Below are 23,354 nucleotides of genomic sequence, written 5' to 3'. Positions count from 1 at the left end.
GTACCACGTTAATTTCAGCAAGGGGTTTTTTTCGTGTTCTTGCTATTCTCTTCACAATAACCTCTCAAACGATGATTTTTTCTGTAACTTCTCGGCTTGTAAATTGAAATACTACAATTAACCATACACCTCACGATTTAGTATATTTGAAAACTCTTCTTGGAACGTTTCGTAGTTTTGTGAAATGCGATCTAATTCATTGGAAAAACGATTATAAGCAACCACTGCGGGAATCGCAGCGAATAAGCCAATCGCGGTTGCAATCAATGCTTCGGAAATACCGGGGGCGACCATTGCAATTGTTGCTTGTTGGACAGTACCTAATGCACGAAAAGATGTCATGATGCCCCACACTGTGCCAAATAATCCGACGTACGGACTGGTCGATCCGACAGTTGCTAAGAACGCAAGGTTTCGTTCTAAGTTTTCCGTTTCACGAGACTGCGCAACGCGCATGGCACGTTGCGTGGCTTCAATGATTGCCTCGGGTTTCGTGCCGGGTTTTTCTTTTAGCCGCGTGTATTCGGCAAATCCCGCATGAAAAATAGTATTGAGTCCGGATAGTTTTTCCGGGTGTGCAGAGATTTCTTCAAACAGTGCTGTTAATTCAATGCCTGACCAAAAACGTTGTTCGAATTTTTTTGCGGCACGTCGAGTGCGCTTGAGTAAAAAAACGCGCTGAATGATGATGGTCCAAGAGGCAACGGATGCAAGTAGTAAAATCATAATGACGACTTTAACTACAAAGCCTGCGTTGATAATGAAGCTCCAAAGAGAAGGTGCGCTGGTCATATTATTAAAATCTCCATAGTAATAATTTCACAATTGCTTGCTAGTCGCGTTTGGGGTTACTGTTTTTCGGGAATCGCTATCCTTAGCTGTTTCTCCAGCAATTTTAACATGAATGAGAAAGGGATGTCGTCAGGATTCGGTCAGGTCCAAGTTACTTTGCGGGCTTTTTCCGGGTGGTGTTGAAAGACCAAAGTGTTTATAGGCATGATGCGTCGCAATGCGACCGCGTGGGGTGCGCATGATAAATCCCTCTTGAATCAGATAGGGCTCGATGACATCTTCGATAGTGCCGCGCTCTTCACTGATGGCGGCAGCCAAACTGTCGATACCGACTGGGCCGCCTTGAAATTTGTCGATTAACGTTTGTAGTAATTTTCGATCCATGACATCGAAACCGCGTTTATCGACTTTTAATAAATCGAGTGCGGCCTTTGCAATATCACCGTTAATTAAGCCGTCTCCTTTTACTTCCGCATAATCGCGTACTCGTCGTAGCAAACGGTTCGCGATGCGCGGTGTGCCGCGTGAGCGATTGGCGACTTCATGGGCTCCGTTATCATCAATTTGTGCACCCAAAATGCGAGCCGAACGATTAACAATTCGAATCAGATCATCGATGCCATAAAATTCTAAGCGCTGCACAATGCCGAAGCGATCGCGCAGTGGTGAGGTTAATAATCCGGCGCGTGTCGTTGCACCCACTAATGTAAATGGTGGAATATCCAATTTAATAGAGCGAGCGGCAGGGCCTTCGCCAATAATAATATCCAATTGAAAATCTTCCATGGCAGGATAGAGTATTTCTTCGATGACTGGGCTCAAGCGATGTATTTCATCGATGAATAAAACGTCTTTTGGTTCTAAATTTGTTAATAAAGCAGCTAAATCACCGGCTTTTTCAAGTGCAGGGCCCGAGGTTTGTTTGAGCCCGGCCTGCATTTCGTGCGCAATAATATGGGCTAACGTGGTTTTTCCGAGACCCGGTGGGCCGAAAATTAAAACATGATCGAGAGCTTCGTTGCGACTCAAGGCAGCACTAATAAAGATGTCCATTTGTTCGCGTACAGGCTGTTGGCCGACATAGTCTTTAAGACAGTGAGGTCGAATAGAAGATTCAACAGCTCTTTCATCTATGTCGCTATTGGCGTCTACCACGCGTTCCATTATTTATCCCCTGCAAGCATGTGTTTGAGTGCTAAACGGATTATATCTTCACTCGAATAATCTGCGTGATGAATTTGCATCACCGACCGTTTTGCTTCATTGGGTTTATAGCCTAACGCGATTAAAGCGCTAATGGCATCTTGAATGTTTTGATTCGCTTGTGAAGTTGCAGCGTGTCCGTCGATTTTTTCAGACGAAATGTCATTGTCCCAATCGGCCATCGCATCTTTGGTTTCCATGATTAAACGTTCAGCAGTTTTTTTGCCGATGCCAGGAATACCGGTGAGTGTGCTAGCATCGTTATTTAAAACGCATTGTACAAAATAATCGGGCTCAATTCCCGATAAGATTGTGAGTGCGAGTTTCGGGCCAACACCGTTTACTTTGATGAGAGAACGAAATAGTTTGCGGTCTCTTTCATTATAAAATCCAAATAGTTGATGTGCGTCTTCGCGAATAACGAGATGCGTGTATAGCGTGACTTCTTGTTGTAAGCCGGGAAGGTGGTAAAACGTTGTCATTGGTGCCGAGACTTCATACGCGAGTCCGCCAACTTCTAACAATAAATGCGGCGGTTGTTTTTCGATAATGAGTCCACGGATGCGTCCAATCATGTTTTTGCTCCCGCCATAATTTTCGCACGATTGATGTGTTGTTGATAGCGGCTGGTATTTGCATGACAAATTGCGATAGCAAGTGCATCGGCGGCATCGGCTTGAGGTGGAGTTTTCAGTTTTAATAACACGCTTACCATATGCTGCACTTGTGTTTTTGTGGCGGCACCATAGCCGACCACGGCGAGTTTTATTTTTCGTGCGCTGTATTCTGCCGTCGGGAGGTTTTGAGCGGCGGTTGCGGCAAGTGCTGCACCGCGCGCTTGCCCTAGCTTTAGGGCTGAGTTTGGGTTGCGTAGCGTGAATATTTGTTCGATCGCCGCTTCATTCGGGCAATGTGTCGTGATCACATCGAGAAGTCCTTGTTGAATTTGTTGTAGCCGTTGATTCACTTCGGTGCTTTTTGTGCGAATGTATCCGTGAGTAATGCAGCCATAGTTTGAACCTTCAGTCCAAATGATACCATAGCCGGTGCAACGCGATCCTGGGTCGATGCCGAGAATGATTTGTTTTGGATGCTTCATGGGATATCCTTGTTAATGAAATTCCGTTATCCCAGTACCTCTTCTGGATAATTTGCATTCGAATAAACGTTTTGCACATCGTCTAAATCTTCTAACATGTCCGTTAAGCGAATCATTTGTTCGGCGGTGTCTTTATCCAATGAAATTTCATTGGAGGCAAGCAGCGTGACTTCGGCATGTTCGGGTTTGAGACCTGCAGCAGCCATTGCATCGCGAGCTGTTTCAAAGTTTTCAGCCGATGTTGTGACATCGATAGTGCCATCGTCGTTAGTTGTGACGTCATCGGCACCTGATTCTAGTGCGATTTCCATTATTTTTTCTTCGTTGCTCCCGGCTGTAAATGTGATTAACCCTGTTTTTGTAAAGAGATACGCAACGGAACCATCTGTGCCGAGGTTGCCACCACATTTTGTAAAGGCATGGCGCACTTCAGCGACGGTGCGATTTTTGTTATCGGTTAAACATTCGACCATGACGGCAACACCACTCGGCCCATAACCTTCGTAGCGTACTTCATCTAAATTGCCCTCATCGCCGCCACCGGCGCCGCGTTTGATGGCGCGCTGAATAGTGTCCTTTGGCATGTTATTGCCGAGCGCCTTGTCGACTGCCGTGCGCAAGCGTGGATTAGCATCCGGGTCGCCGCCGCCAATGCGGGCAGAAACGGTAATTTCGCGAATCAGTTTAGTGAAGATTTTGCCACGTTTGGCATCCACTCGAGCCTTAGAGTGTTTAATATTTGCCCATTTACTATGTCCAGCCATGTTAATGCTCTTTTGAGTTTAGTTAATACGCCGATATCATAACATAGGTTTTGGATTTTAGAGCTTATATACCATTCACGAAAGTTTATTATGAACATCTAAATACTAAACGCTTTGGGTATAGTGTTGCCCACGCTAAAATTCAAATTGACAAGTATTCCGGCATTTATTATGATAAATGCCGGTGGAGTTGGCATTATGCGATATATTTCAAGAAGGCTTGATATCCTCAAGGTATTAAAACAAAAGTCCTGTTTCCTGTTTGGGCCTCGCCAAACAGGAAAATCCTCATTAGTTGAGCACCTTTTAGGTAAATATCGAACTTATAATCTTCTTGAGACAGATACCTTTTTAAAATTGAGTCGTGCACCCGAGCGGCTTCGAGAAGAATATACAGCAAAAGACAAAATCATCATTATTGACGAAATACAGCGGTTACCTATTTTATTGAATGAAGTGCATGCACTGATTGAATCAAAGGGGGTGCATTTTTTGCTGACTGGCTCTAGTGCTAGAAAGCTTCGACGCACTGGTGTCAATTTGCTTGGTGGACGTGCACGGGTTAGGCATCTTCATCCATTAAGTTTTTGTGAGCTAGGCAAACAGTTTAATTTGGAACGTGCAATCAACTATGGGCTTCTACCCTCTATTTATTTTTCTGATGCACCGGAAGAAGATTTGGCATCTTACATTGGCCTTTATTTGAAAGAAGAAATTGCTGCTGAGGGGTTAGTTCGTAATATTCCTGCCTTTAGTCGTTTTTTAGAGGTGGCTGCTTGGTGCAATGCTCGGTTAATGAATTACACTAAAATAGCAAATGATGCACAAGTGGCAAGAAGTACGATCCAAGAATATGTTGAAATTTTAAAAGATACTTTAATTGCAGAAGAGTTACCGGCATGGGGTAAGTCAAAACGACGAAAACCGATTACAACATCCAAATATTATCTGTTTGATATGGGTGTTACACGTATGTTGCAAAATCGTTCTCTTATTCGTGTTAAATCGCCAGAATTTGGTGAGGCACTGGAAAGTTATATTTTTCATGAATTGAAGTGCTACGTTGATTATTGTCAAGCTGGCCCATTAAACTATTGGCGATCAACGTCAGGGTATGAGGTAGATTTTATTTTAGCAGATGAGATAGCTATTGAAGTAAAGGGAAGTGAAAAAATAAGCTATCAAGATTTAAAAAACTTAAAAGCGTTACAAGAAGAAAAAAAATTGAAACATTATTTTTTAGTTTGTCTTGAAAAAACGGCTCGAACTGTCAGTGGCATCCAAGTTATGCCTTGGAAGCAATTTTTAGAATTATTATGGGAAGGAAGTTTGTAGATTTTGGACAATTTACTTCCGATGCTTGCTCACTTTCAAGCCCAGCGTATCCAACTGTTTGGTGTCGACACTTGAAGGCGCATTGGTAAGCGGACATTGTGCCGTTTGTGTTTTGGGGAACGCGATGACATCGCGAATAGATGTTGAGTGCGTCATGATCGCAGCGAGGCGATCGATACCAAAGGCAATGCCTCCGAGCGGTGGACAGCCGAATTGAAGTGCTTTTAGTAGATGGCCGAATTGCTCGTCAGCATCTTCAGGCGACATGCCTAAAATGCCGAGCACGGCTTTTTGCATATCGAGCTTGTTGATACGAATCGAGCCGCCGCCGATTTCACTGCCATTCAGAACCATGTCGTAGGCACGTGAAAGTGATTCACCCGGATTTGCAATGAGCTTTTCGGGATCCGGATCTTTGGGTGAAGTAAAAGGATGATGTAAGGCTTGCGAATCGCCAGAGCCTTCGCGCTCAAACATGGGGAAGTCGACAACCCATAAGGGCTCCCATGTGCTTGTATATAAACGTTTGTCGGCGCATAGGCGGTCACGCAAGGCGCTTAGTGCCTCATTTACCACGCGAGCTTTATCGGCACCAAAGAAAATGATATCGCAATTTTCTGCATGAGTGCGTTTTAGAATATCGGTAACGACCGGGTCAGGCAAAAATTTTAAAATCGGTGATTGTAAACCTTCAATACCTTGAGCAAGGTCGTTCACCTTGATATATGCAAGACCTTTTGCGCCGTAAATACCGACAAATTTCGTGTAATCATCGATTTCTTTACGGCTGAGTTTGCCGCCTTGCGGCAGTCGTAGTGCCGCCACGCGACCGTGGAGATCGTTGGCGGGGTCACGAAAGACTTTAAATTTCACGTCTTTCATTAAATCGGTGATGTCGATTAATTCTAATGGGTTTCGTAAGTCGGGCCGATCTGTACCAAAACGTTGTATAACTTCTTGATAAGTCATGCGTGGAAATGGATTTGGTAATTTTACATCGAGAAAAGCCGCGAATAATTCGCGAATCATTTCTTCCATTAAATCTTGGATATCTTTTTCTTCGACAAACGCCATCTCTAAGTCGAGCTGTGTAAATTCGGGTTGGCGATCGGCGCGTAAATCTTCATCGCGAAAACAGCGAACGATTTGATAGTAGCGATCAAAACCCGCGACCATTAATAATTCTTTAAAAATCTGTGGTGATTGCGGCAATGCAAAAAAGGTACCCGGATGTGTGCGGCTCGGGACTAAATAATCGCGTGCACCCTCGGGGGTGGATTTTGTGAGCACCGGCGTTTCGATATCGAGAAAGCCATACTTATCTAAAAAGTGGCGAATAGCGCGAACGATGTAAGCGCGCATGATGAGCCGTTTTGCCATTTCCGGACGTCGTAAGTCGAGATAACGATATTTAAGGCGAACTTCTTCGCCAACTTCTTGATATTCATCAATGTTAAAAGGCAATGATGCTGATTTGTTAAAGAGTTCGATGTGCGTTGCAGCGACTTCCACTTCACCGGATTCGAGGTTAGCGTTGACTGTTCCTTCCGGGCGGTGGCGAACTTTGCCTGTGATTTTTACGACGTATTCATTGCGCAGGCCTTCGGCCGTATCAAATAAGGTTTTGTTTTCAGGGTCACAAACTACTTGCACGAGCCCACCGCGATCACGTAAGTCGATAAAAATAAGACCCCCGTGATCGCGACGTCGGTGCACCCATCCACAAAGAGAGATTTCTTTGTCGATCAGTGACTTATTAATTTGATTAGCATAGTGACTGCGCATGGTAGACGAATGTTAACTGGAGTGCGCTGAGTTAGCAAGTTGAAATGCGTTTCAGTAGCCCACAAATGGTGTTGGGTATTCAGGGGGCGCGTAGACACCATCTAGTCCACTAACTTATGATAAAGCACGCCTTGGATGCAAAATAATAGAGGTATTAGCCAAATAAGTGCAGCGATTAAAATAACGATGCCTAATATGCGTGCATAGGGGTGGATTAATGATCCCACGAAAAATGGGATCATGGCGATGAGGAAAAACAAATAAATGATGATCAGCAAGATGAGCACTTTAAACCAGCAATGCTTGATGATGGTAAACGACATTTTTAGTGCTGTGAGAGGCGCTAAATTTTTGTCGACGACGAGTGGGACAGCTAACAATAAAAATACGTAAACTAAAACTGAAATAGCACCGGCAATGAAATTTAACCAATTTGAGTATGCGCCCACAGCAGTGACGATTGAGTCTAAATGCACGATATAGGTGATGATGTTTCCGAGTAGTGCGATGATAAACAGAGTGATCATCACGGGAATTGTTTTTCGAAAATATTGGTAGCCTGTGCGTGCGGTGACACTTTCACTGCGTGCGCGGTGTATGCCGACCATCACCGCTCCTGCGAAGAAGGGGGCAATGATGATGTTATTAATGCAGGGCATGATTAAATAGCGATAAAGGGCGGGTGGATCTTGGGGGTCTATTTGGAAGATATAACTGATTAAAATTTGAACAATAAAAGAGACGACAGCGATGAGAATTGCGATCGCCCAAATGGGCCATTTACTGCCGCTGACTAAATCCCAGGCTTGGCCAATAGTTTCCCAAATAGCAAAGGTCCGCTTTTGCGGTTGAAATGTGCGCTCCATTTACGTTCCCTGGTACTAGGCGACACTATAATTATATCACATTGCGTTTGAATTATTCTCTTCTTGGCATATCGGGAGGTTTTATATCGTGTTTCGGCATCATCACGCCGAGTGAGATAATGACCTTGAACGCTTCTTCAACTGTCATGGAGAGCACGATGGTGTCCTCTTTAGGCGCCAAGATCAGAAAGCCGGACGTAGGGTTCGGGGTAGTGGGTATAAATACCGCGAGCATTTCATGCTCCAAGGGTATGCCTTTAAATTGGCTCGCGGTTTGAAAGCCAATGCTCCATAATCCTTTGCGAGGGTATTCGACGAGCAATACTTTGCGGAACGATTCACCTTTGGGTTGAACAAATGCATGTGTGACTTGTTTTACAGCCATATAAATGCTGCGAATCAGTGGAATTTTTGCGAGTAATTTTTCCCAGCCTTCGACCAGTCGATTCCCGATAAAATTCGCGATTAATAATCCCGTCAAGAAGATAACAATGATGGTAAACAAAAATCCTATGCCAGGAATGTCGTGTCCGAATAGCTGTTGGGGTTGAAACCGATGGGGTAATAACGACAACGTGCCGTCGAATAAATTAATGATGAATTTAATAATGACATAAGTGACTAAGATCGGCAGCCAAACAAGTAAGCCGGCAATAAAACTTCGACGTATGATGTGTTTTCCTTTCACGTTTATTCCTTGGTTTCTTTTTTAGTGGCCTCAGTTTTTTTATCCGATGTTTTGGTTTCCTTAGCTTCTTTTTGTTTGGGCTTATTCTTGTCACGGAAATCGGTGACGTACCAGCCGCTGCCTTTGAGTTGAAAACTCGTCGCTGAGACCAAACGTTTAAGTGTATTTTCTTTGCAGTGTGGGCATTCTGTTGCTAGTGGATCGCTGATTTTTTGCAGGATTTCACAGTGCTCGCCGCAAGCATTGCATTCGTATTCGTAGAGTGGCATAAATTTTTTAAGTCTCCTCGTTTAAGTCTTTTTGCATTATACAGTAGGTAACAAAAAAAGGCAGGGCACCCCTTTCAATTGCTTGCGGATCGCGGTTGGGGTTACTGTTTTTCGGGAATCGCCATGGTACTTACGCCCGCAAAACAGTAACTCCAACCCCTCTGCCGCAATTGAACACTATTTAATTAGCTAAAAATAGATTTCAAGAGGTGTCCTTAAGGTGCTGTTTAATCGTCCCATTGCAATGCACCGCCCGCCTGGTATTCAATGACGCGCGTTTCAAAGAAGTTCTTTTCTTTCTTGAGATCCATCATTTCACTCATCCAGGGGAATGGATTTTGCACACCTGCATATTGCTCAGGTAATCCAATTTGCGCACAACGTCGATTGGCGATGTATTGCAAATAATCTTTGAACATCTCTGCGTTCAGACCCAAGATGCCGCGTGGCATCGTGTCTTTCGCATATTGATATTCTAAGTCGACACCCTCGCGGATCATGTGGATGGCTTCTTGCTTGAAGTCTTCCGTCCAAAGGTGAGGGTTTTCAATTTTGATTTGATTGATGACGTCGATACCAAAGTTTGCGTGCATGGATTCGTCGCGCAAGATATATTGGAATTGTTCGGAAGTTCCCGTCATTTTGCCGCGGCGACCCATTGCAAGAATTTGCGTAAAGCCGACGTAAAAGAAAATGGCTTCAAATACAACGTAAAATGCAATTAAATCACGCAGCAACCGTTGATCATTTTCGGTAGTTCCTGTGTGGAAGTTGGGGTCACCTAAACTTTTTGTATAGGGGAGCGCCCAGGATGCTTTGGTAGCGACCGAAGGTACTTCGCGATACATGTTAAATACTTCAGCTTCATCTAATCCTAAACTTTCAATGATGTGCTGATAGGCGTGTGTGTGCAGAGCTTCTTCGAAAGCTTGTCGCAATAAATATTGGCGGCATTCTGGATTGGTAATGTGGCGATAGACCGCTAATACGAGATTATTCGCGACTAAGGAATCAGCCGTTGAGAAAAATCCTAGGCTGCGTTTAATAATGGTGCGCTCATCTTCTGTTAAGCCGGTAGGATCTTTCCACAGCGCGATATCGGCAGCCATATTAATTTCATTAGGCATCCAGTGATTTGCACAGCCAGCTAAATATTTTTGCCATGCCCAGGTATATTTAAAAGGGACAAGCTGATTTAGATCTGCGCGGCAGTTGATGATTTGTTTATCGTCCACTTGAATGCGTGCTGCACCCATTTCTAATGCTTCTAATCCAGTGGCGCCGATTGTTTGTGAAGTGCCGCCGCCTTCATCGCCGTCATCGTCTTCATTATTTTTTAATGCCGTCATCGTTTCAGGACTGTGATAATCATCCCAATCTAATAGGCTGCTCATTTCATTGTGTTGTTCTGTCATGTTAAATTCTCCTTTTTTATAATTTATTGGCATGCTTCGCATTCTGGATTATCAATATTACAGGCTTTTGGCTCACTACTTTGACTGACTGCGTTTAACGCTCCGTCATTAATCGTTGCTTTTTCGGTGTTTGTGGCGCCTAAGCTGCGTAAGTAATAAGTGGTTTTTAATCCACGTAACCAGGCCATGCGATAAAGCACGTCGAGTTTTTTACCTGAAGGTTCGGCCATGTAAAGATTGAGTGATTGTGCTTGGTCGATCCATTTTTGGCGACGCGAAGCAGCATCGACCAACCAGCGTGGCTCGATTTCAAAGGCAGTGGCATATAATTTTTTAAGGTTATCGGGAATGCGATCGATTTTTTGCAGACTGCCGTTATAGTATTTCAAGTCATGCACCATAACGTTGTCCCACAGATTGAGTTTTTTCAGATCGTGCACTAAATAGGGGTTGATAACCGTAAATTCACCGGAAAGATTCGACTTCACAAATAAGTTTTGGTAGGTCGGCTCAATCGATTGCGACACACCGCAAATATTTGAGATGGTCGCCGTTGGTGCAATAGCCATGACGTTAGAATTACGCATGCCGTGTTGTTTGATGCGTTGTCGTAAGCCGTCCCAATCTAAAGTTTGATCGGTATTTTGCTCCAAATATTTTCCGCGAATTTCTTTTACGAATTTAATAGAGTCGATGGGTAAAATCCCCTGGCTCCATAGCGAGCCTTCATAAGTTTCATACGTGCCGCGCTCGATAGCTAAATCAACGGATGCAGCAATCGTGTAATAACTGATGTATTCCATGCTGCGATCGGCAAATTCGACTGCAGCATCAGAAGCATACGGAATTTTTTGTGCGTAAAGTGCATCTTGAAAGCCCATTAAACCCAACCCAACAGGGCGATGTTTGAAGTTGGAGTTTTTCGCTTGCGGGACCGAATAATAATTAATGTCGATCACGTTATCCAACATGCGAACCGCAGTTTTAACGGTGCGTGCTAATTTTTCGGTATCTAACTTGCCGTCTTTTATGTGACGAACGAGATTAATACTACCCAAGTTGCACACGGCGATTTCATCTTTGGAAGTATTGAGCGTTATTTCCGTGCACAGATTGGAGCTATGAATAACGCCAACGTGTTGTTGGGGTGATCGTAGATTGCAAACGTCTTTAAACGTGACCCAAGGGTGACCCGTTTCAAACAACATGCTGAGGATTTTTCGCCACAGTGACAATGCTGATAGTGTTTTTGTGCGAACTTCGCCGCGGCGTCCTTTTTCTTCGTAAGCGAGATACGCTTTTTCGAAAGTTGCACCGCAGAGATCGTGCAAGTCGGGTACTTCATCAGGAGAAAAAAGCGTCCACTCACCGTTTTCAAACACGCGTTTCATGAAAAGATCGGGGATCCAATTCGCAGTATTCATATCGTGAGTCCGACGACGATCATCGCCGGTATTTTTACGCAGATCCAAAAATTCTTCGATATCCATGTGCCATGTTTCTAAATAAGCACACACCGCGCCTTTGCGTTTACCGCCTTGATTAACGGCGATGGCTGTGGCATCGGCGACATTTAAGAAGGGCACAACGCCTAATGATCTGCCGTTAGTTCCTTTGATGTGAGCACCCATGCCGCGAACGGGTGTCCAGTCGTTTCCTAAACCACCAGCATATTTGGAGAGTAGTGCGTTGTCTTTGAGGGCACCATAGATGCCGTCTAAGCTATCAGGGACTGTGGTTAAGAAACAACTGGACAGTTGTGGAAAGTTTGTGCCAGCGTTAAATAGTGTGGGTGTTGAACTCATGAAATCAAATTGTGATAACAAATTGTAAAATTCAATGGCACGTTCGTTGCGTTGATCACCCTCGCTTTGTGCAAGACCCATCGCAACTCGCATAAAGAATACTTGCGGCAGCTCGATGCGCACGCCTTTGTGATGGATAAAATAGCGGTCATACAAGGTTTGCAGACTTAAATAAGTAAATTGATGGTCGCGTTCGGGCTTGAGTGCAGCAGCCAGTTTATCGAGATCGAACGTCATCAAGTTTTCATGTACATGTTCGGTTTTGATGCCTTGTCGCACCAGTTCTTTAAATGCTTTTGTATAACATTGCTTGATGTCATTTTCGTTGATGTCTTGAATGTTTAATCCATTCAGCGTTTCACGATATAAATCGTGTAGCAATAATCGTGCGGTGACGTAGGTATAGTTGGGCTCACTTTCGATTAATGTGCGTGCTGCCATCACGAGTGCTTTATAAACGTCTTTCAGTGCAACGCCATCAAATAAATTATTTTGAGTGTCTTCTAAAATTTTTGTGGGGCTAACATCAGTCAAATCATTGCAGGCACTTTGTACGATTTGAGAAAGCCAATTTAAGTTAAGCGGTACTTTACGGCCGTCATCCATCGTAACCTTAATGCCATCACCTTGGGCTTGAGCTTCTTCGGTTGTTGTTTGTTGACGTTGTTTGCGGCGCTCTTCGCGATAGAGTACGTACGAGCGCGCGACCTGGTGTTCACCAGCATACATCAGCGCGAGTTCGACTTTATCCTGGATGGCTTCAATATGAATGGTGCCACCGGATGGCCAGCGTTTATTGAATAAGTCGGTAATTTGGGTAGTCAGGCGAGTGACAATTTCCTGAATTCGGGTTGAATTGGCAGCATTGTCGCCTTCGACTGCAAGAAATGCTTTCTTCATTGCAGCGGCGATGAGAGCATCATCGTATTTTGTGAGTCGACCATCGCGTTTGATGACTCGCAGTTGGCCCGGCTCGGTTGTTTGTAAGAGACTCGGATCATTAATTTCAATCGTTTCGTTGCTGGTTTGCTTGGACTGTTGAGTTTCCATGTTTGCTCCTGCTTGTAGTGGTTGTGAAATTAAGGCCGCCCGACCAGGTTTTTCTCAAATGGTCGATTGTTCAGTTATATTTGGGAATGAACTTTGGCGCGTTGGCCTGGCAGTCATAGCGATTCGGTTCATTCCCTTGAACCCCAATATATGGGTGTTTCGATGACTGATAAACACAAGATAATGTGTTTATAGCTAAATTGCAAGGGGATATCATGGGGGAAATATGTGGATAAGTTGTGTATTGATAGAGAGCAGCGTCACTAGGAAATTTTACCAAAAGAGTTTTCAAAGGGTTAGATGACTTTCCAAGAATCTGCTTTGTTTCTTAACCCCGTGAAAAAAATTTGCATGTAAGGTCATTTGAGTGGAACAATGAGAAAGTGTTCCTAGAAACCGTTTTTTTTGCGACATGACTGTGTTGTAGAGTTGCTTATGAGGTGATTTGATGAGTTCGGGTGTGATCGACGAGCAAGGCTACCGATTAAATGTGGGTATCGTGGTAGTCAATCAACACGGTGAATTGCTTTGGGGTCGTCGAGTGGGTAATCCTAATGCTTGGCAATTTCCTCAAGGCGGTATTTCGTCTGATGAAACACCTCGTGAGGCCATGTATCGCGAACTTACTGAAGAGTTAGGATTGAATCCTGAAGACGTTGAATATTTAGGTGAAACGAAAAAATGGTTAAGCTATCGATTGCCAAAACAATTTCGACGCTATAACAGTAAACCACTTTGTGTGGGGCAAAAACAAAAATGGTTTTTATTGCGTTTATTAGTCAGTGATAGTCATATTAATCTAGATAAGTCCGGTACTCCGGAATTTGATCATTGGCGATGGGTAGATTATTGGTACCCGTTAAATCATGTGATTGATTTTAAGCAAACGGTTTATCAAAAGATGTTGAAGGAGTTTGAAAAGCTGGTTAGGAATTAGAGAGTAGGTTCTGAAAGATTTTTAAAAAAGGATGAATAATAAATAATGATGCTAAAGACTCTTCGTCAAATTACACAAGAAGTTAACGCGGCTCCAAGTTTGGAGATTGCGTTAGAGCTCGTGGTGAAGCGTCTTTGCGAAGCGTTGCAAGCAGATGCCTGTAGTATTTTATTGTGTGATAACGTGCACGGTGAATATGTGTTAATGGCAACGCAGGGGTTAAATACAAAACTAATTGGCAAAGCGCGTTTGAAATTTGGTGAAGGTTTGGTGGGTTTAGTCGGGGAGCGTGAGGAACCGATTAATCTCGATAATGCGCCCGCACATCCACAATATTTTAAATATCCCTCACTCGGTGAAGAAGAATATCACGGATTTTTAGGTATTCCCATTATCGAGCAAGGTGAATTGTTAGGCGTGTTGGTCGTCGAGCAACGTCAAGAGCGTTTTTTTGCAGAAGAAGAAGAGGCTTTTTGTGTTACGCTAGCAATTCAGCTAGCCACAGAAATTGCTCATGCACGCGCAAAGGGTGCGTTAGCGGATATTGGCAAAAAGAAACGCCGTAAAAAAATGACTGAAACGGTCTTAAATGGCGTTTCGGGTTCATCTGGCGTCACCATTGGTAATGCTGTCGTGGTGTTTCCGCCGGCAGATTTAAACGCTGTATCGGATAAACAAGCAACCGACACCGATGCAGAAATCGCAGACTATGAGGCTGCGCTCGCTGCGGCGCGTGATGAAATTCATACCTTGCAAATCCGTGCTAAAACCTCTTTATCTGTTGCAGAAAACGCCTTATTCGATGCATATTTACGCATCTTGGATAGCCGAACATTAAGCAACGAAATTATCGATGAAATAAAACAAGGGCAATGGGCGCAAGGAGCATTAAAACGCGTCATTAAACGACATATTTTGCAGTTTGAATCTTTGGATGATCCTTATTTGCGAGAGCGCGCATCTGATTTCCGTGATTTAGGACGCCGTATTTTGGCGCATTTGCAATCGAAAGAACAAGAAGAGCAGCAATTTCCAGAAAATACGATTTTAGTCAGCGATGAGGTGACAGCAACTGCCTTGATGGAAGTGCCAGAGGGGCGTTTGGTTGGTGTTATTTCAGGAACAGGTTCGAGCAACTCCCACGTCGCTATTTTAGCACGAGCACTTGGATTGCCTGCTGTAATGGGTGTGACAGGAACGCCGTTAGCTCAACTTTCCAATAAAGAGCTGGTGGTTGACGGTTACAACGGCCAAATTTATTTATCACCCTCAGCTACCGTCAAAAAAGAATTCCAAGCGTTAGCGGCTGAAGAACAACAACTCGAAAAAGAATTGGAAGAATTGCGTGACATTCCTGCGGAAACAAAAGACGGCCATGGTTTAGCGCTTTACGTTAATACAGGATTAGCGGTTGAAGGGGGTTATTCCTTAAGTGTGGGTGCTGAAGGCGTTGGACTTTATCGCACAGAAATGCCATTTATGATTCGCGATCGCTTTCCGAGTGAGGAAGAACAACGGATTATGTATCGCCAACTTTTAAATACATTTGCACCTCGACCCGTCATCATGCGCACATTGGATATCGGCGGTGATAAGTCACTGCCTTATTTCTTTTTCGATGAAGCAAATCCATTCTTAGGGTGGCGCGGGATACGCGTGACGCTCGATCATCCAGAAATCTTTTTACAACAAGTGCGCGCAATGCTGCATGCTAGCGTTGATCTCAATAATTTATCGTTATTGCTACCGATGATTACCTCTGTCAATGAAATTGAATCGTCAATTCGGCTGATCACTCAGGCGCATGATGAGTTGATGGAAGAAGGTATTTCAGTTGAAATGCCCTCGATTGGTTGTATGATCGAAGTCCCGGCTGCTGTTTATCAGGCAAATGAAATTGCAAAGCGAGTCGATTTTTTATCCGTAGGTAGCAACGATTTAATTCAATATTTATTGGCGGTGGATCGTAACAATCCTCGTGTTGCAAATCTTTATGATGGCTTGCATCCTGCCGTTTTGCGCGCATTAAAACACATTGTTAAAGCAGGGCATAAAGCCGGCAAGCCTGTTAGTATTTGCGGTGAGATGGCTGGTGATCCGAGCGCAGTCGTTTTATTATTGGCGATGGGGTTTGACACATTAAGTATGAATGCACGAACCCTCCCACGGGTAAAATGGGTGATTCGTCAATTTAAAATGAGTCAGGCGAAAACATTGCTCGACGAAGTGTTGAAAATGGATGATCCGAAGGAAGTGCGCTTGCATATGGAAAATGCATTAGAAGAGGCAGGATTGGGTGGCTTGATTCGTGCTGGACGGTAAATTAGGGATTGGGGTTAGGGTCTGTAAATAAGATTGTGTAAATGCGATAGTCAGGGAAAGGTCGTTAAAATTATACGGAGTCTTTGACTATGGCAATGAAAACCAATAAATTAGATCCACAGGTTGTGGAATATTTTCTCAAACATACCAAGACCGCATCTGATATTTTCGGTGATACTGGTTTGTTAAAGGAGTTAAAAAAGGCACTGACGGAGCGTATTCTGGAAGGGGAGCTGACGGACGCGCTGGGTTATGCAAAACACGAAGTGTCTGGCAACAATAGTGGTAATTCCCGCAATGGGCACAGCCAAAAAACGATCAAAACAACAGATGGCGAGATGACCATTGAGGTTCCTCGTGATCGTAACAATGAGTTTGTACCGCAATTGATTCCAAAACATCAAACCCGCTTTGATGATTTGGATGACAAAATTATGAGTCTTTATGCACGGGGTATGACTACCCGTGATATTCAAGATCAGTTGAAAGATTTGTATGGCACAACTATTTGTTCGAGTCTCATTTCTACAGTAACCAACGAAGTGATTGAAGAAGTGAAGGCTTGGCAAAGTCGTCCGTTGGACAAGGTGTATCCGATTGTGTATTTGGACGCTTTAGTGATTAAAGTGCAGCAAGATAAAAAGGTTATCAATAAGGCATTGTATTTGGCTTTAGGAATTAATATCGATGGGCAAAAAGAATTGCTAGGTATTTGGATTAGCCAAAATGAGGGCGCTAAATTCTGGTTGAATGTATTAACGGAGTTAAAAAATCGAGGCCTAGAAGATATCCTGATTTGTTGCGTTGACGGGCTAACGGGCTTTCCTGATGCGATTGGCGCTGTGTATCCTAACACTCAAGTACAGCTTTGCATTGTACACATGGTGCGGAATTCATTGCGCTATGTGGGTTGGAAAAAGAAAAAAGAAGTGGCCGCTGACTTAAAAGCTATTTATTCGGCCAGTACGGTTGAAGAAGCAGAATTGGCGCTGACGAGTTTCTCTGAGAAATGGGATGCTGAATTTCCCTCGATTGCCAAAAGTTGGTTGACTCATTGGGAGCGCATTGTGCCATTTTTTGCTTATCCGGCAGAAATTCGGAGGGTGATTTATACCACTAACGCTATTGAATCACTGAACATGAGTATCCGAAAAGTTATTAAAAATAAACGAGTTTTTCCGTCGGACGATGCCGCTTTAAAACAACTCTATTTAGGGTTAAAAAATATAGCCAAAAAATGGACCATGCCGATTCGAGACTGGGGTGCCGCCATGAATCGTTTTGCCCTTATGTTTGAAGATCGCCTGGCGGATTTTGTATAAAACTTAAAATTCATAAGAGAGGAAATTAATTTGAACGCAATGTAGTTTTTGATAAAATTAAAAAATCAGTTAACACAATCCGATGCGAGCCATGGAGAGGCGAAGCCGATGGCGAGTATTCCGCGGCAGCCGCCGATTTTTGACAGAGCGGAGTGCCGAAGGAACGGAGTTCCGTAGGCAGCGTAGCGAGTGGCAAAAATCTGTAGGCGGCGTCGAGTCATCTGGAGACAGTGCGCAGTCGGCCGCGAGGTCGCGGAGCGCTGTCGACGGGGACGTCCGCGGCTATTTAGGTTGTCGCGTATTGCGAGTCGATTATTGACAGGGATGCCAATAATCTATCACGAGCATCGCGACACACTTCGGCTGATTCATAATTCTGACTGACGCGATTTACACAAACTAATAAACAGTCCCCGATGACAATGTCGTGCAATTTATCCAGTTTAGAAAAGCAAATCGTCTTTCTCGCTAATCGCTTTATTCGTGTGCGCAACGTGAGATGCTTTCGTTCAATCGCTTGGGTATTTTGCTTTCCCACCAAATGTTTTGATTGAGGCAGGTGTCTTTCATAAGCACCCCAATCATCTGTATAGTAAAAGTTGATATCAAATGAGCTCAGTTTTTCTTTCAGTGCTTTAAATGCTGAATCTTTTCTTGGACCAAAATGATAAGCTAACACCTCATGTGTATGGTGATCAATCGCATGCCAAAGCCAACGTTGATTCTGTTTATTTCGAACAAAACTCCACATTTCATCCAGCTCCGCTTCTTCAACTTGTACAACATTAACAGTAACAGACGCACCAAGTGATTCTTTTTCCTTTAAAAGTCGTGTATTGACGCTCTCCAAACCTTCACCCTTTTTTTAATTCACCAATAACAGTGTTAATGCTAATACGTAAAACGCGTGCAGTATCTCTGACGCCACTACCATTCATTGCCATATCAACTATTTTATCTTTAACACCAGGGGCACGAGCATTATGTGTGTAATCTAGAAGAAATGTATTTTTCTCACAAGCATTATTTTTACATTGAAACCTTTGCTTTCCTGTACTGCTGACGCCAAATTTTACAACCTCATGTAAACAGCAGCAGGGGCAAGCAACATTGATTCTTGCCATTCATGCAATCCTTATCCTAATGATTTTCTGAAATAGCAAAATATATCACATCAACAAAAATGAGGCACTACCAACTAACCGAATCGATTTAAATTTCATATCGGCCATCCTTGTTGATCCTTCGTTTTCATCGTTTTTTAAGCGCAGTATCCACGCCGCATTAATTTGCATAATCGTTAACTAACCCCATGATTGAATTTGCAATTTCAGTAAGGTGGGCTACCATGCTGAAAGTACTCACTTTTGTCATCAGGCTAAACATCGGCTATAATGCAGTCTAACTGCAGATTAGACGATACAGTATGTATATTCAGAGAACATTAGAACCTGTTGTCCGTAAAGCCAGCAAGCAATTCCCAGTTATTCTGGTCACTGGGGCTAGGCAAGTGGGCAAGACGACCTTTTTACGCCATTTGGGTGGAAAAGACCGCAATTATGTGACTCTCGATGATCCAACGTTGTTGGCTTTGGCAAAACAAGAGCCGAAATTATTTTTACAGCGATTCAAGCCACCGGTTTTAATTGACGAAATTCAGTATGCGCCAGAGCTTTTGCCCTATATTAAAATGGATGTTGATGAAAACCATATTGCAGGACAGTATTGGCTGACAGGCTCTCAACAATTTCAATTAATGCAAGGTGTTTGCGAGTCGCTTGCAGGTCGAGTGGGCATCTTAAATTTATTAGGTTTATCACAGTGGGAAATACAAAAACTTTCAAGCTTTGATTTACCATTCCTGCCAGATAATGCGGTGTTGGATAAAAAATCAACTAAAATCAAGCCTACTTCATTGGAGGGCATCTATAAAAAAATTTGGTATGGATCATTTCCAGCGATTGCTACCAACTATCAGCATGACAAAGACTTATTTTTTAGTGGTTATATCCAAACTTATTTGCAGCGCGATGTTAGAGATTTGGCGCAAGTAGGAGATGAAAGTGCATTTTTGCGTTTTTTAAAAATTACTGCAGCAAGAACAGGGCAATTAATAAATCTGGCTGATATTGCACGGGATACAGATATTAGCCCCAATACAGCAAAACATTGGCTTTCAATATTGCAGACTTCGGGAATTATTTATTTACTAGAACCCTATCATAACAATGTGACAAAACGTCTCGTGAAGACACAAAAATTATACTATATAGATACCGGATTATGTAGTTATTTAACGCAATGGTCAGACCATAAAACGCTAGAAGCAGGGGCCATGTCTGGTGCTATTTTAGAAACATTTGTTGTAATAGAAATTCTTAAATCTTATTGGCATAATGGATTACAAGCTCCGTTATATTTTTATCGCGACAAAGATAAAAAAGAAATTGACTTGTTAATCGTTAAAGATCAAAAAATATATCCGATAGAAATAAAAAAAACAGCTTCGCCTACAAAAGACACTTTAAAAAACTTTAATGTACTTGGCAAATTCAGTCAGAAGGTTTCTAACGGTGCAGTTGTTTGTTTGGTTGACACACGCATACCGTTGACTTCTAATGTCGATGCTATTCCGATCAGTTTGGTGTAATGATCGGGGTGACTGGATTCGAACCAGCGACCCCCGCCTCCCGAAGACGGTGCTCTACCAAGCTGAGCTACACCCCGATAAATTATCAATTAATATTTTCGCCCTACCACAAATTCTGTCAGCATTTTTAAAGAGTCGCAGAATGGTGAAGCAGGTAAATGATTTAATAAAGCCAATGCAAGTTTTGCATGATGTTTTGCGCAATTTAGTGTGTAGTCGCGCGCATTGGTTTCATCAAGTGCTAATAAAATAGTGTCTAGATTTTTTAAATGATTGTCTGACTGAGGGTCAGCATTTTCGATGGCGTGCCGAATCAATTTTGCATGCTCGGGTTTTGCATGATGCATCGCGTAAATCAGTGGTAACGTCGCTTTGCCTTCTGCTAAATCATCACCGATATTTTTTCCCAATGCTTCGGCGCTTGCTGTGTAATCCAATAAGTCATCGACCATTTGATAGGCGAGACCTAAATGTAATCCAAATTCGGCCATGGTTTTATGTAATGCGGCGTCATCCGTGCTGATCAAGGCGCCAATTTCTGCTGCTGCCGAGAAGAGTTGCGCTGTTTTGCGGCGGATGACTTCTTCGTAATCGGATTCACTGATATCAGGATCCTGCTGATTCATTAGCTGCATCACTTCGCCTTCAGAAAGTTGATTGGTGGTATTCGCCAAAACCTTCATCACAGGGATGTTGTCGCGTCGCGCTAGAATTTGAAAGGCACGCGAATATAAGAAGTCCCCGACCAGCACACTTGCCTCATTGCCCCAGATGTCGTTGGCGGTCTGTTGTCCGCGGCGCAACTCAGACTTATCGACCACATCATCGTGTAATAAGGTGGCTGTATGAATGAATTCGATCACGGTGGCGAGCTCATGGTGCTCAGAGTCCTGCCGATAGTTTAGGGCTCTAGCGCTCAACAGCACGATCAGGGGGCGTATGCGCTTGCCACCGCTCCTTACGATATGTTGGGCAATGGTTTGAATGAGTGGCACTGTAGAGAAGAGTTCATCCACAATCAATTGATTGACGGCCTCGAAGTCCTCAAGAATAGGGTGGCGGATTTGCTCTAGAGCGTCTGAATTTTGCATGTTGCCATGCTATGAGGGCATTTGAATGCTGTCAAGGGCTTGCTAAGTGGCTCGACTTTCCTTAAAATGCATCCTCCTCAAAACTTGAACCCGAGGGCTTTAAGCATGTACGCAATCATCAAAAGCGGTGGCAAGCAATACCGCATTAAACACGGGCAGATCGTTAAGCTCGAAAAGCTTCCTATTGAAGCAGGTAAAACCGTTGATCTTGAAGAAGTGTTGATGGTTGCCAATGGGGATAACACGCATATCGGTGCTCCACTTGTTAAAGATGCCAAAGTGGTTGCGGAGGTGGTAACTCACGGCCGTGGCAAGAAAGTTGAGATCCTCAAATTTAAACGTCGCAAGCACCACATGAAGCGTCAAGGTCATCGTCAAGATTTTACTGAGGTCAAGATTACTGACATCATCGTCGGTGGTGTCAAACTAGATGCTCCAAAAGTAGAGAAAAAGGTTGCTAAAAAGCCTGCTTCGACGCAGAAGTCTGCGAAGAAAGCGGCAGCTAAAAAAGCAAAGCCAGCAGCAAAGAAAACAACGAAAAAAGCAGCTAAGAAAAAAACTGCTGCTAAAAAGAAAAAATAACGAGGTGAATCATGGCTCATAAGAAAGCCGGTGGTAGTACCAGAAACGGTCGAGATTCCAATCCCAAGATGTTGGGTGTTAAACGTTTTGGTGGAGAGCATGTGTTGGCAGGCGACATCATTATTCGTCAGCGTGGCACGAGCTGCCATGCAGGGGAAAATGTGGGCGTTGGTCGTGATCATACTCTGTATGCTTTAATTGATGGCCAAGTGAAATTCTCTAAAAGAGGGCCGAAGCAGCGTAAGTTCGTATCGATCGAACCGGCTGATGGGAAGGCACAAGAATAGAGAGCACTAAATTTGTTACAATAAACCCCGTCAGCGACGGGGTTTATTTTTCGCGAATTTCACTGTGAAGTTTTATTATGAAATTTGTTGATGAAGCAATTATTCGAGTCGAAGCAGGCAACGGTGGTCATGGTTGTCTGAGCTTCCGACGCGAAAAATATATTCCCCGCGGCGGTCCCGATGGCGGTGACGGCGGCGATGGGGGTAGCGTTTACTTTGTGGCGGACAACAGCGTGAACACACTCGTTGAATTTCGTTACAAACGCTTGCTTCGTGCGGATAACGGTCGTTCTGGTGAGGGTCGATTGCGAACGGGCAAAAGTGGGGAAGACTTGATCATTCCCGTGCCTGTTGGCACAACGGTTTATGATCATGAGACCGATGAACTCATCGGAGATTTAACGAAGCAAGGTGATCGCTTGTGTGTTGCCAAGGGTGGCGTGCATGGTTTAGGTAATACCCATTTTAAGAGTAGTACAAACAGAGCTCCCCGAAAAACCACTTCCGGTACTGAGGGTGAGCATCGTGAATTAAGACTGGAACTAAAATTATTAGCCGATGTGGGGCTCTTGGGGTTACCTAATGCAGGCAAGTCGACCTTTGTTAGTGTCGTTTCCAATGCTACCCCAAAAATCGCGGACTATCCTTTTACGACACTTTATCCTCATTTAGGAGTGGTGCGGATTGGCGAATTTCGCAGTTTTGTTGTTGCTGATATTCCAGGGTTAATTGAAGGAGCGGCTCAAGGTGCTGGGTTGGGCGTACAGTTTCTGAAGCATCTAAGTCGAACGCAATTACTACTCCATATGGTGGATATTGCACCGAGCGACGAAGCGGACATTGTCGAGTCTATCGATAAAATCATCGAAGAATTGCGACAATTTAGTCCTGAATTGGCTGAAAAAGAACGCTGGTTAGTCTTTAATAAAATTGATTTATTGCCTGCAGATGAAATGGAGAAGCGTTGCCAGGCTGTTGTTAAGAAAATGAATTGGCAGGGCCCGGTATTTAAAATTTCTGCGGTTAAAAAAGAAGGAACACAGCACCTATGCTACAAATTGATGGAGTTTTTGGAAGAAACGAAAAAATAAA

18 protein-coding genes, 1 tRNA gene and 3 pseudogenes are annotated in these 23,354 nt (G+C 43.6%); 8 read left to right on the top strand and 14 right to left on the bottom strand.

Going from position 1 to position 23,354, the window contains the following annotated elements; all coding sequences use genetic code 11:
* Positions 1 to 117: 117 nt before the first annotated feature.
* The 5 genes from tolQ to ACJMKR_RS09930 form a co-directional block, all read right to left on the bottom strand.
* The gene (gene tolQ / locus ACJMKR_RS09950; protein ID WP_423062919.1) at positions 118 to 792 is read right to left on the bottom strand and encodes a protein TolQ; all 675 of its coding nucleotides are present in this window, start codon (positions 790 to 792) and stop codon (positions 118 to 120) included.
* Positions 793 to 921: 129 nt separating this feature from the next.
* Positions 922 to 1,956: a Holliday junction branch migration DNA helicase RuvB gene (ruvB, locus tag ACJMKR_RS09945; protein ID WP_423062918.1), complete on the bottom strand. Its 1,035-nt coding sequence runs from the start codon at positions 1,954 to 1,956 to the stop codon at positions 922 to 924.
* Positions 1,956 to 2,570, bottom strand: a complete 615-nt coding sequence (ruvA, locus tag ACJMKR_RS09940) for a Holliday junction branch migration protein RuvA (RefSeq protein WP_423062917.1) — start codon at positions 2,568 to 2,570, stop codon at positions 1,956 to 1,958. The genes ruvB and ruvA overlap by 1 nt, the downstream gene beginning before the upstream one ends.
* Positions 2,567 to 3,094, bottom strand: a complete 528-nt coding sequence (ruvC, locus tag ACJMKR_RS09935; protein WP_423062916.1) for a crossover junction endodeoxyribonuclease RuvC — start codon at positions 3,092 to 3,094, stop codon at positions 2,567 to 2,569. Before ruvC ends, ruvA begins: the two co-directional genes overlap by 4 nt.
* 26 nt (positions 3,095 to 3,120) lie before the next feature.
* On the bottom strand, positions 3,121 to 3,858 hold the full coding sequence (locus ACJMKR_RS09930; protein ID WP_423062915.1) for a YebC/PmpR family DNA-binding transcriptional regulator: 738 nt from the start codon (positions 3,856 to 3,858) through the stop codon (positions 3,121 to 3,123).
* A gap of 147 nt (positions 3,859 to 4,005) precedes the next feature.
* On the opposite strand from ACJMKR_RS09930, the gene ACJMKR_RS09925 reads away from it, so the two are divergent.
* Entirely contained in the window at positions 4,006 to 5,193 is a 1,188-nt protein-coding gene (locus tag ACJMKR_RS09925) for an ATP-binding protein (RefSeq protein WP_423062914.1), read from the top strand.
* Between the two features lie 12 nt (positions 5,194 to 5,205).
* Here ACJMKR_RS09925 and aspS read toward each other — a convergent pair whose 3' ends face one another.
* The 6 genes from aspS to ACJMKR_RS09895 form a co-directional block, all read right to left on the bottom strand.
* Positions 5,206 to 6,978 (bottom strand): aspartate--tRNA ligase, encoded by a 1,773-nt coding sequence (gene aspS / locus ACJMKR_RS09920; protein ID WP_423062913.1) that lies wholly within the window; start codon positions 6,976 to 6,978, stop codon positions 5,206 to 5,208.
* Between the two features lie 101 nt (positions 6,979 to 7,079).
* Positions 7,080 to 7,844 (bottom strand): hypothetical protein, encoded by a 765-nt coding sequence (locus ACJMKR_RS09915; protein WP_423062912.1) that lies wholly within the window; start codon positions 7,842 to 7,844, stop codon positions 7,080 to 7,082.
* 52 nt (positions 7,845 to 7,896) lie between these two features.
* A complete protein-coding gene (locus tag ACJMKR_RS09910; RefSeq protein ID WP_423062911.1) occupies positions 7,897 to 8,532 on the bottom strand; it encodes a DUF502 domain-containing protein in 636 nt (211 codons plus the stop codon).
* 2 nt (positions 8,533 to 8,534) lie between these two features.
* Positions 8,535 to 8,801 (bottom strand): FmdB family zinc ribbon protein, encoded by a 267-nt coding sequence (locus tag ACJMKR_RS09905; protein ID WP_423062910.1) that lies wholly within the window; start codon positions 8,799 to 8,801, stop codon positions 8,535 to 8,537.
* A gap of 227 nt (positions 8,802 to 9,028) precedes the next feature.
* Positions 9,029 to 10,216 carry a ribonucleotide-diphosphate reductase subunit beta gene (locus ACJMKR_RS09900; protein ID WP_423062909.1) on the bottom strand — a complete coding sequence of 396 codons (1,188 nt, stop codon included), beginning with the start codon at positions 10,214 to 10,216 and terminating at the stop codon, positions 9,029 to 9,031.
* Positions 10,217 to 10,239: 23 nt separating this feature from the next.
* Positions 10,240 to 13,071, bottom strand: coding sequence for a ribonucleoside-diphosphate reductase subunit alpha (locus ACJMKR_RS09895; RefSeq protein WP_423062908.1), 2,832 nt, complete (start codon positions 13,069 to 13,071; stop codon positions 10,240 to 10,242).
* Positions 13,072 to 13,519: 448 nt separating this feature from the next.
* On the opposite strand from ACJMKR_RS09895, the gene ACJMKR_RS09890 reads away from it, so the two are divergent.
* The 3 genes from ACJMKR_RS09890 (at position 13,520) to ACJMKR_RS09880 (ending at position 17,652) form a co-directional block, all read left to right on the top strand.
* Positions 13,520 to 14,008: an RNA pyrophosphohydrolase gene (locus tag ACJMKR_RS09890; RefSeq protein WP_425475593.1), complete on the top strand. Its 489-nt coding sequence runs from the start codon at positions 13,520 to 13,522 to the stop codon at positions 14,006 to 14,008.
* 48 nt (positions 14,009 to 14,056) lie between these two features.
* A complete protein-coding gene (ptsP, locus tag ACJMKR_RS09885) occupies positions 14,057 to 16,330 on the top strand; it encodes a phosphoenolpyruvate--protein phosphotransferase (RefSeq protein WP_423064235.1) in 2,274 nt (757 codons plus the stop codon).
* Between the two features lie 89 nt (positions 16,331 to 16,419).
* Positions 16,420 to 17,652 (top strand): IS256 family transposase, encoded by a 1,233-nt coding sequence (locus ACJMKR_RS09880; RefSeq protein ID WP_423062605.1) that lies wholly within the window; start codon positions 16,420 to 16,422, stop codon positions 17,650 to 17,652.
* 412 nt (positions 17,653 to 18,064) lie between these two features.
* On the opposite strand, the pseudogene ACJMKR_RS09875 reads toward ACJMKR_RS09880, so the two are convergent.
* Positions 18,065 to 18,776 (bottom strand): annotated as a pseudogene (locus ACJMKR_RS09875) (IS1 family transposase); the annotation flags it as partial.
* A 270-nt stretch (positions 18,777 to 19,046) separates the two neighbouring features.
* Here ACJMKR_RS09875 and ACJMKR_RS09870 point away from each other — a divergent pair.
* Positions 19,047 to 20,302 (top strand): annotated as a pseudogene (locus ACJMKR_RS09870) (ATP-binding protein).
* 3 nt (positions 20,303 to 20,305) lie between these two features.
* Here ACJMKR_RS09870 and ACJMKR_RS09865 read toward each other — a convergent pair.
* Together ACJMKR_RS09865 and ACJMKR_RS09860 are read right to left on the bottom strand one after the other, a co-directional pair.
* Positions 20,306 to 20,379 (bottom strand) — tRNA-Pro (locus ACJMKR_RS09865).
* Between the two features lie 12 nt (positions 20,380 to 20,391).
* Complete coding sequence (locus ACJMKR_RS09860) at positions 20,392 to 21,393, bottom strand: polyprenyl synthetase family protein (RefSeq protein ID WP_423062907.1); 1,002 nt, start codon at positions 21,391 to 21,393, stop codon at positions 20,392 to 20,394.
* A gap of 105 nt (positions 21,394 to 21,498) precedes the next feature.
* On the opposite strand from ACJMKR_RS09860, the pseudogene rplU reads away from it, so the two are divergent.
* The 3 genes and pseudogenes from rplU to cgtA all read left to right on the top strand — a co-directional run.
* Positions 21,499 to 21,801, top strand: a pseudogene (rplU, locus tag ACJMKR_RS09855) (50S ribosomal protein L21); the annotation flags it as partial.
* 185 nt (positions 21,802 to 21,986) lie between these two features.
* A complete protein-coding gene (gene rpmA / locus ACJMKR_RS09850) occupies positions 21,987 to 22,262 on the top strand; it encodes a 50S ribosomal protein L27 (RefSeq protein ID WP_423062906.1) in 276 nt (91 codons plus the stop codon).
* A gap of 77 nt (positions 22,263 to 22,339) precedes the next feature.
* Positions 22,340 to 23,353 carry an Obg family GTPase CgtA gene (gene cgtA, locus ACJMKR_RS09845; protein ID WP_423062905.1) on the top strand — a complete coding sequence of 338 codons (1,014 nt, stop codon included), beginning with the start codon at positions 22,340 to 22,342 and terminating at the stop codon, positions 23,351 to 23,353.
* The last annotated feature ends 1 nt before the right edge of the window (position 23,354 follow it).

It is taken from the genome of Candidiatus Paracoxiella cheracis, assembly GCF_049348705.1.
Classification (GTDB): Bacteria; Pseudomonadota; Gammaproteobacteria; order Coxiellales; family Coxiellaceae; genus Paracoxiella; species Paracoxiella cheracis.
This window is presented reverse-complemented; position numbering and strand designations above follow the sequence as displayed.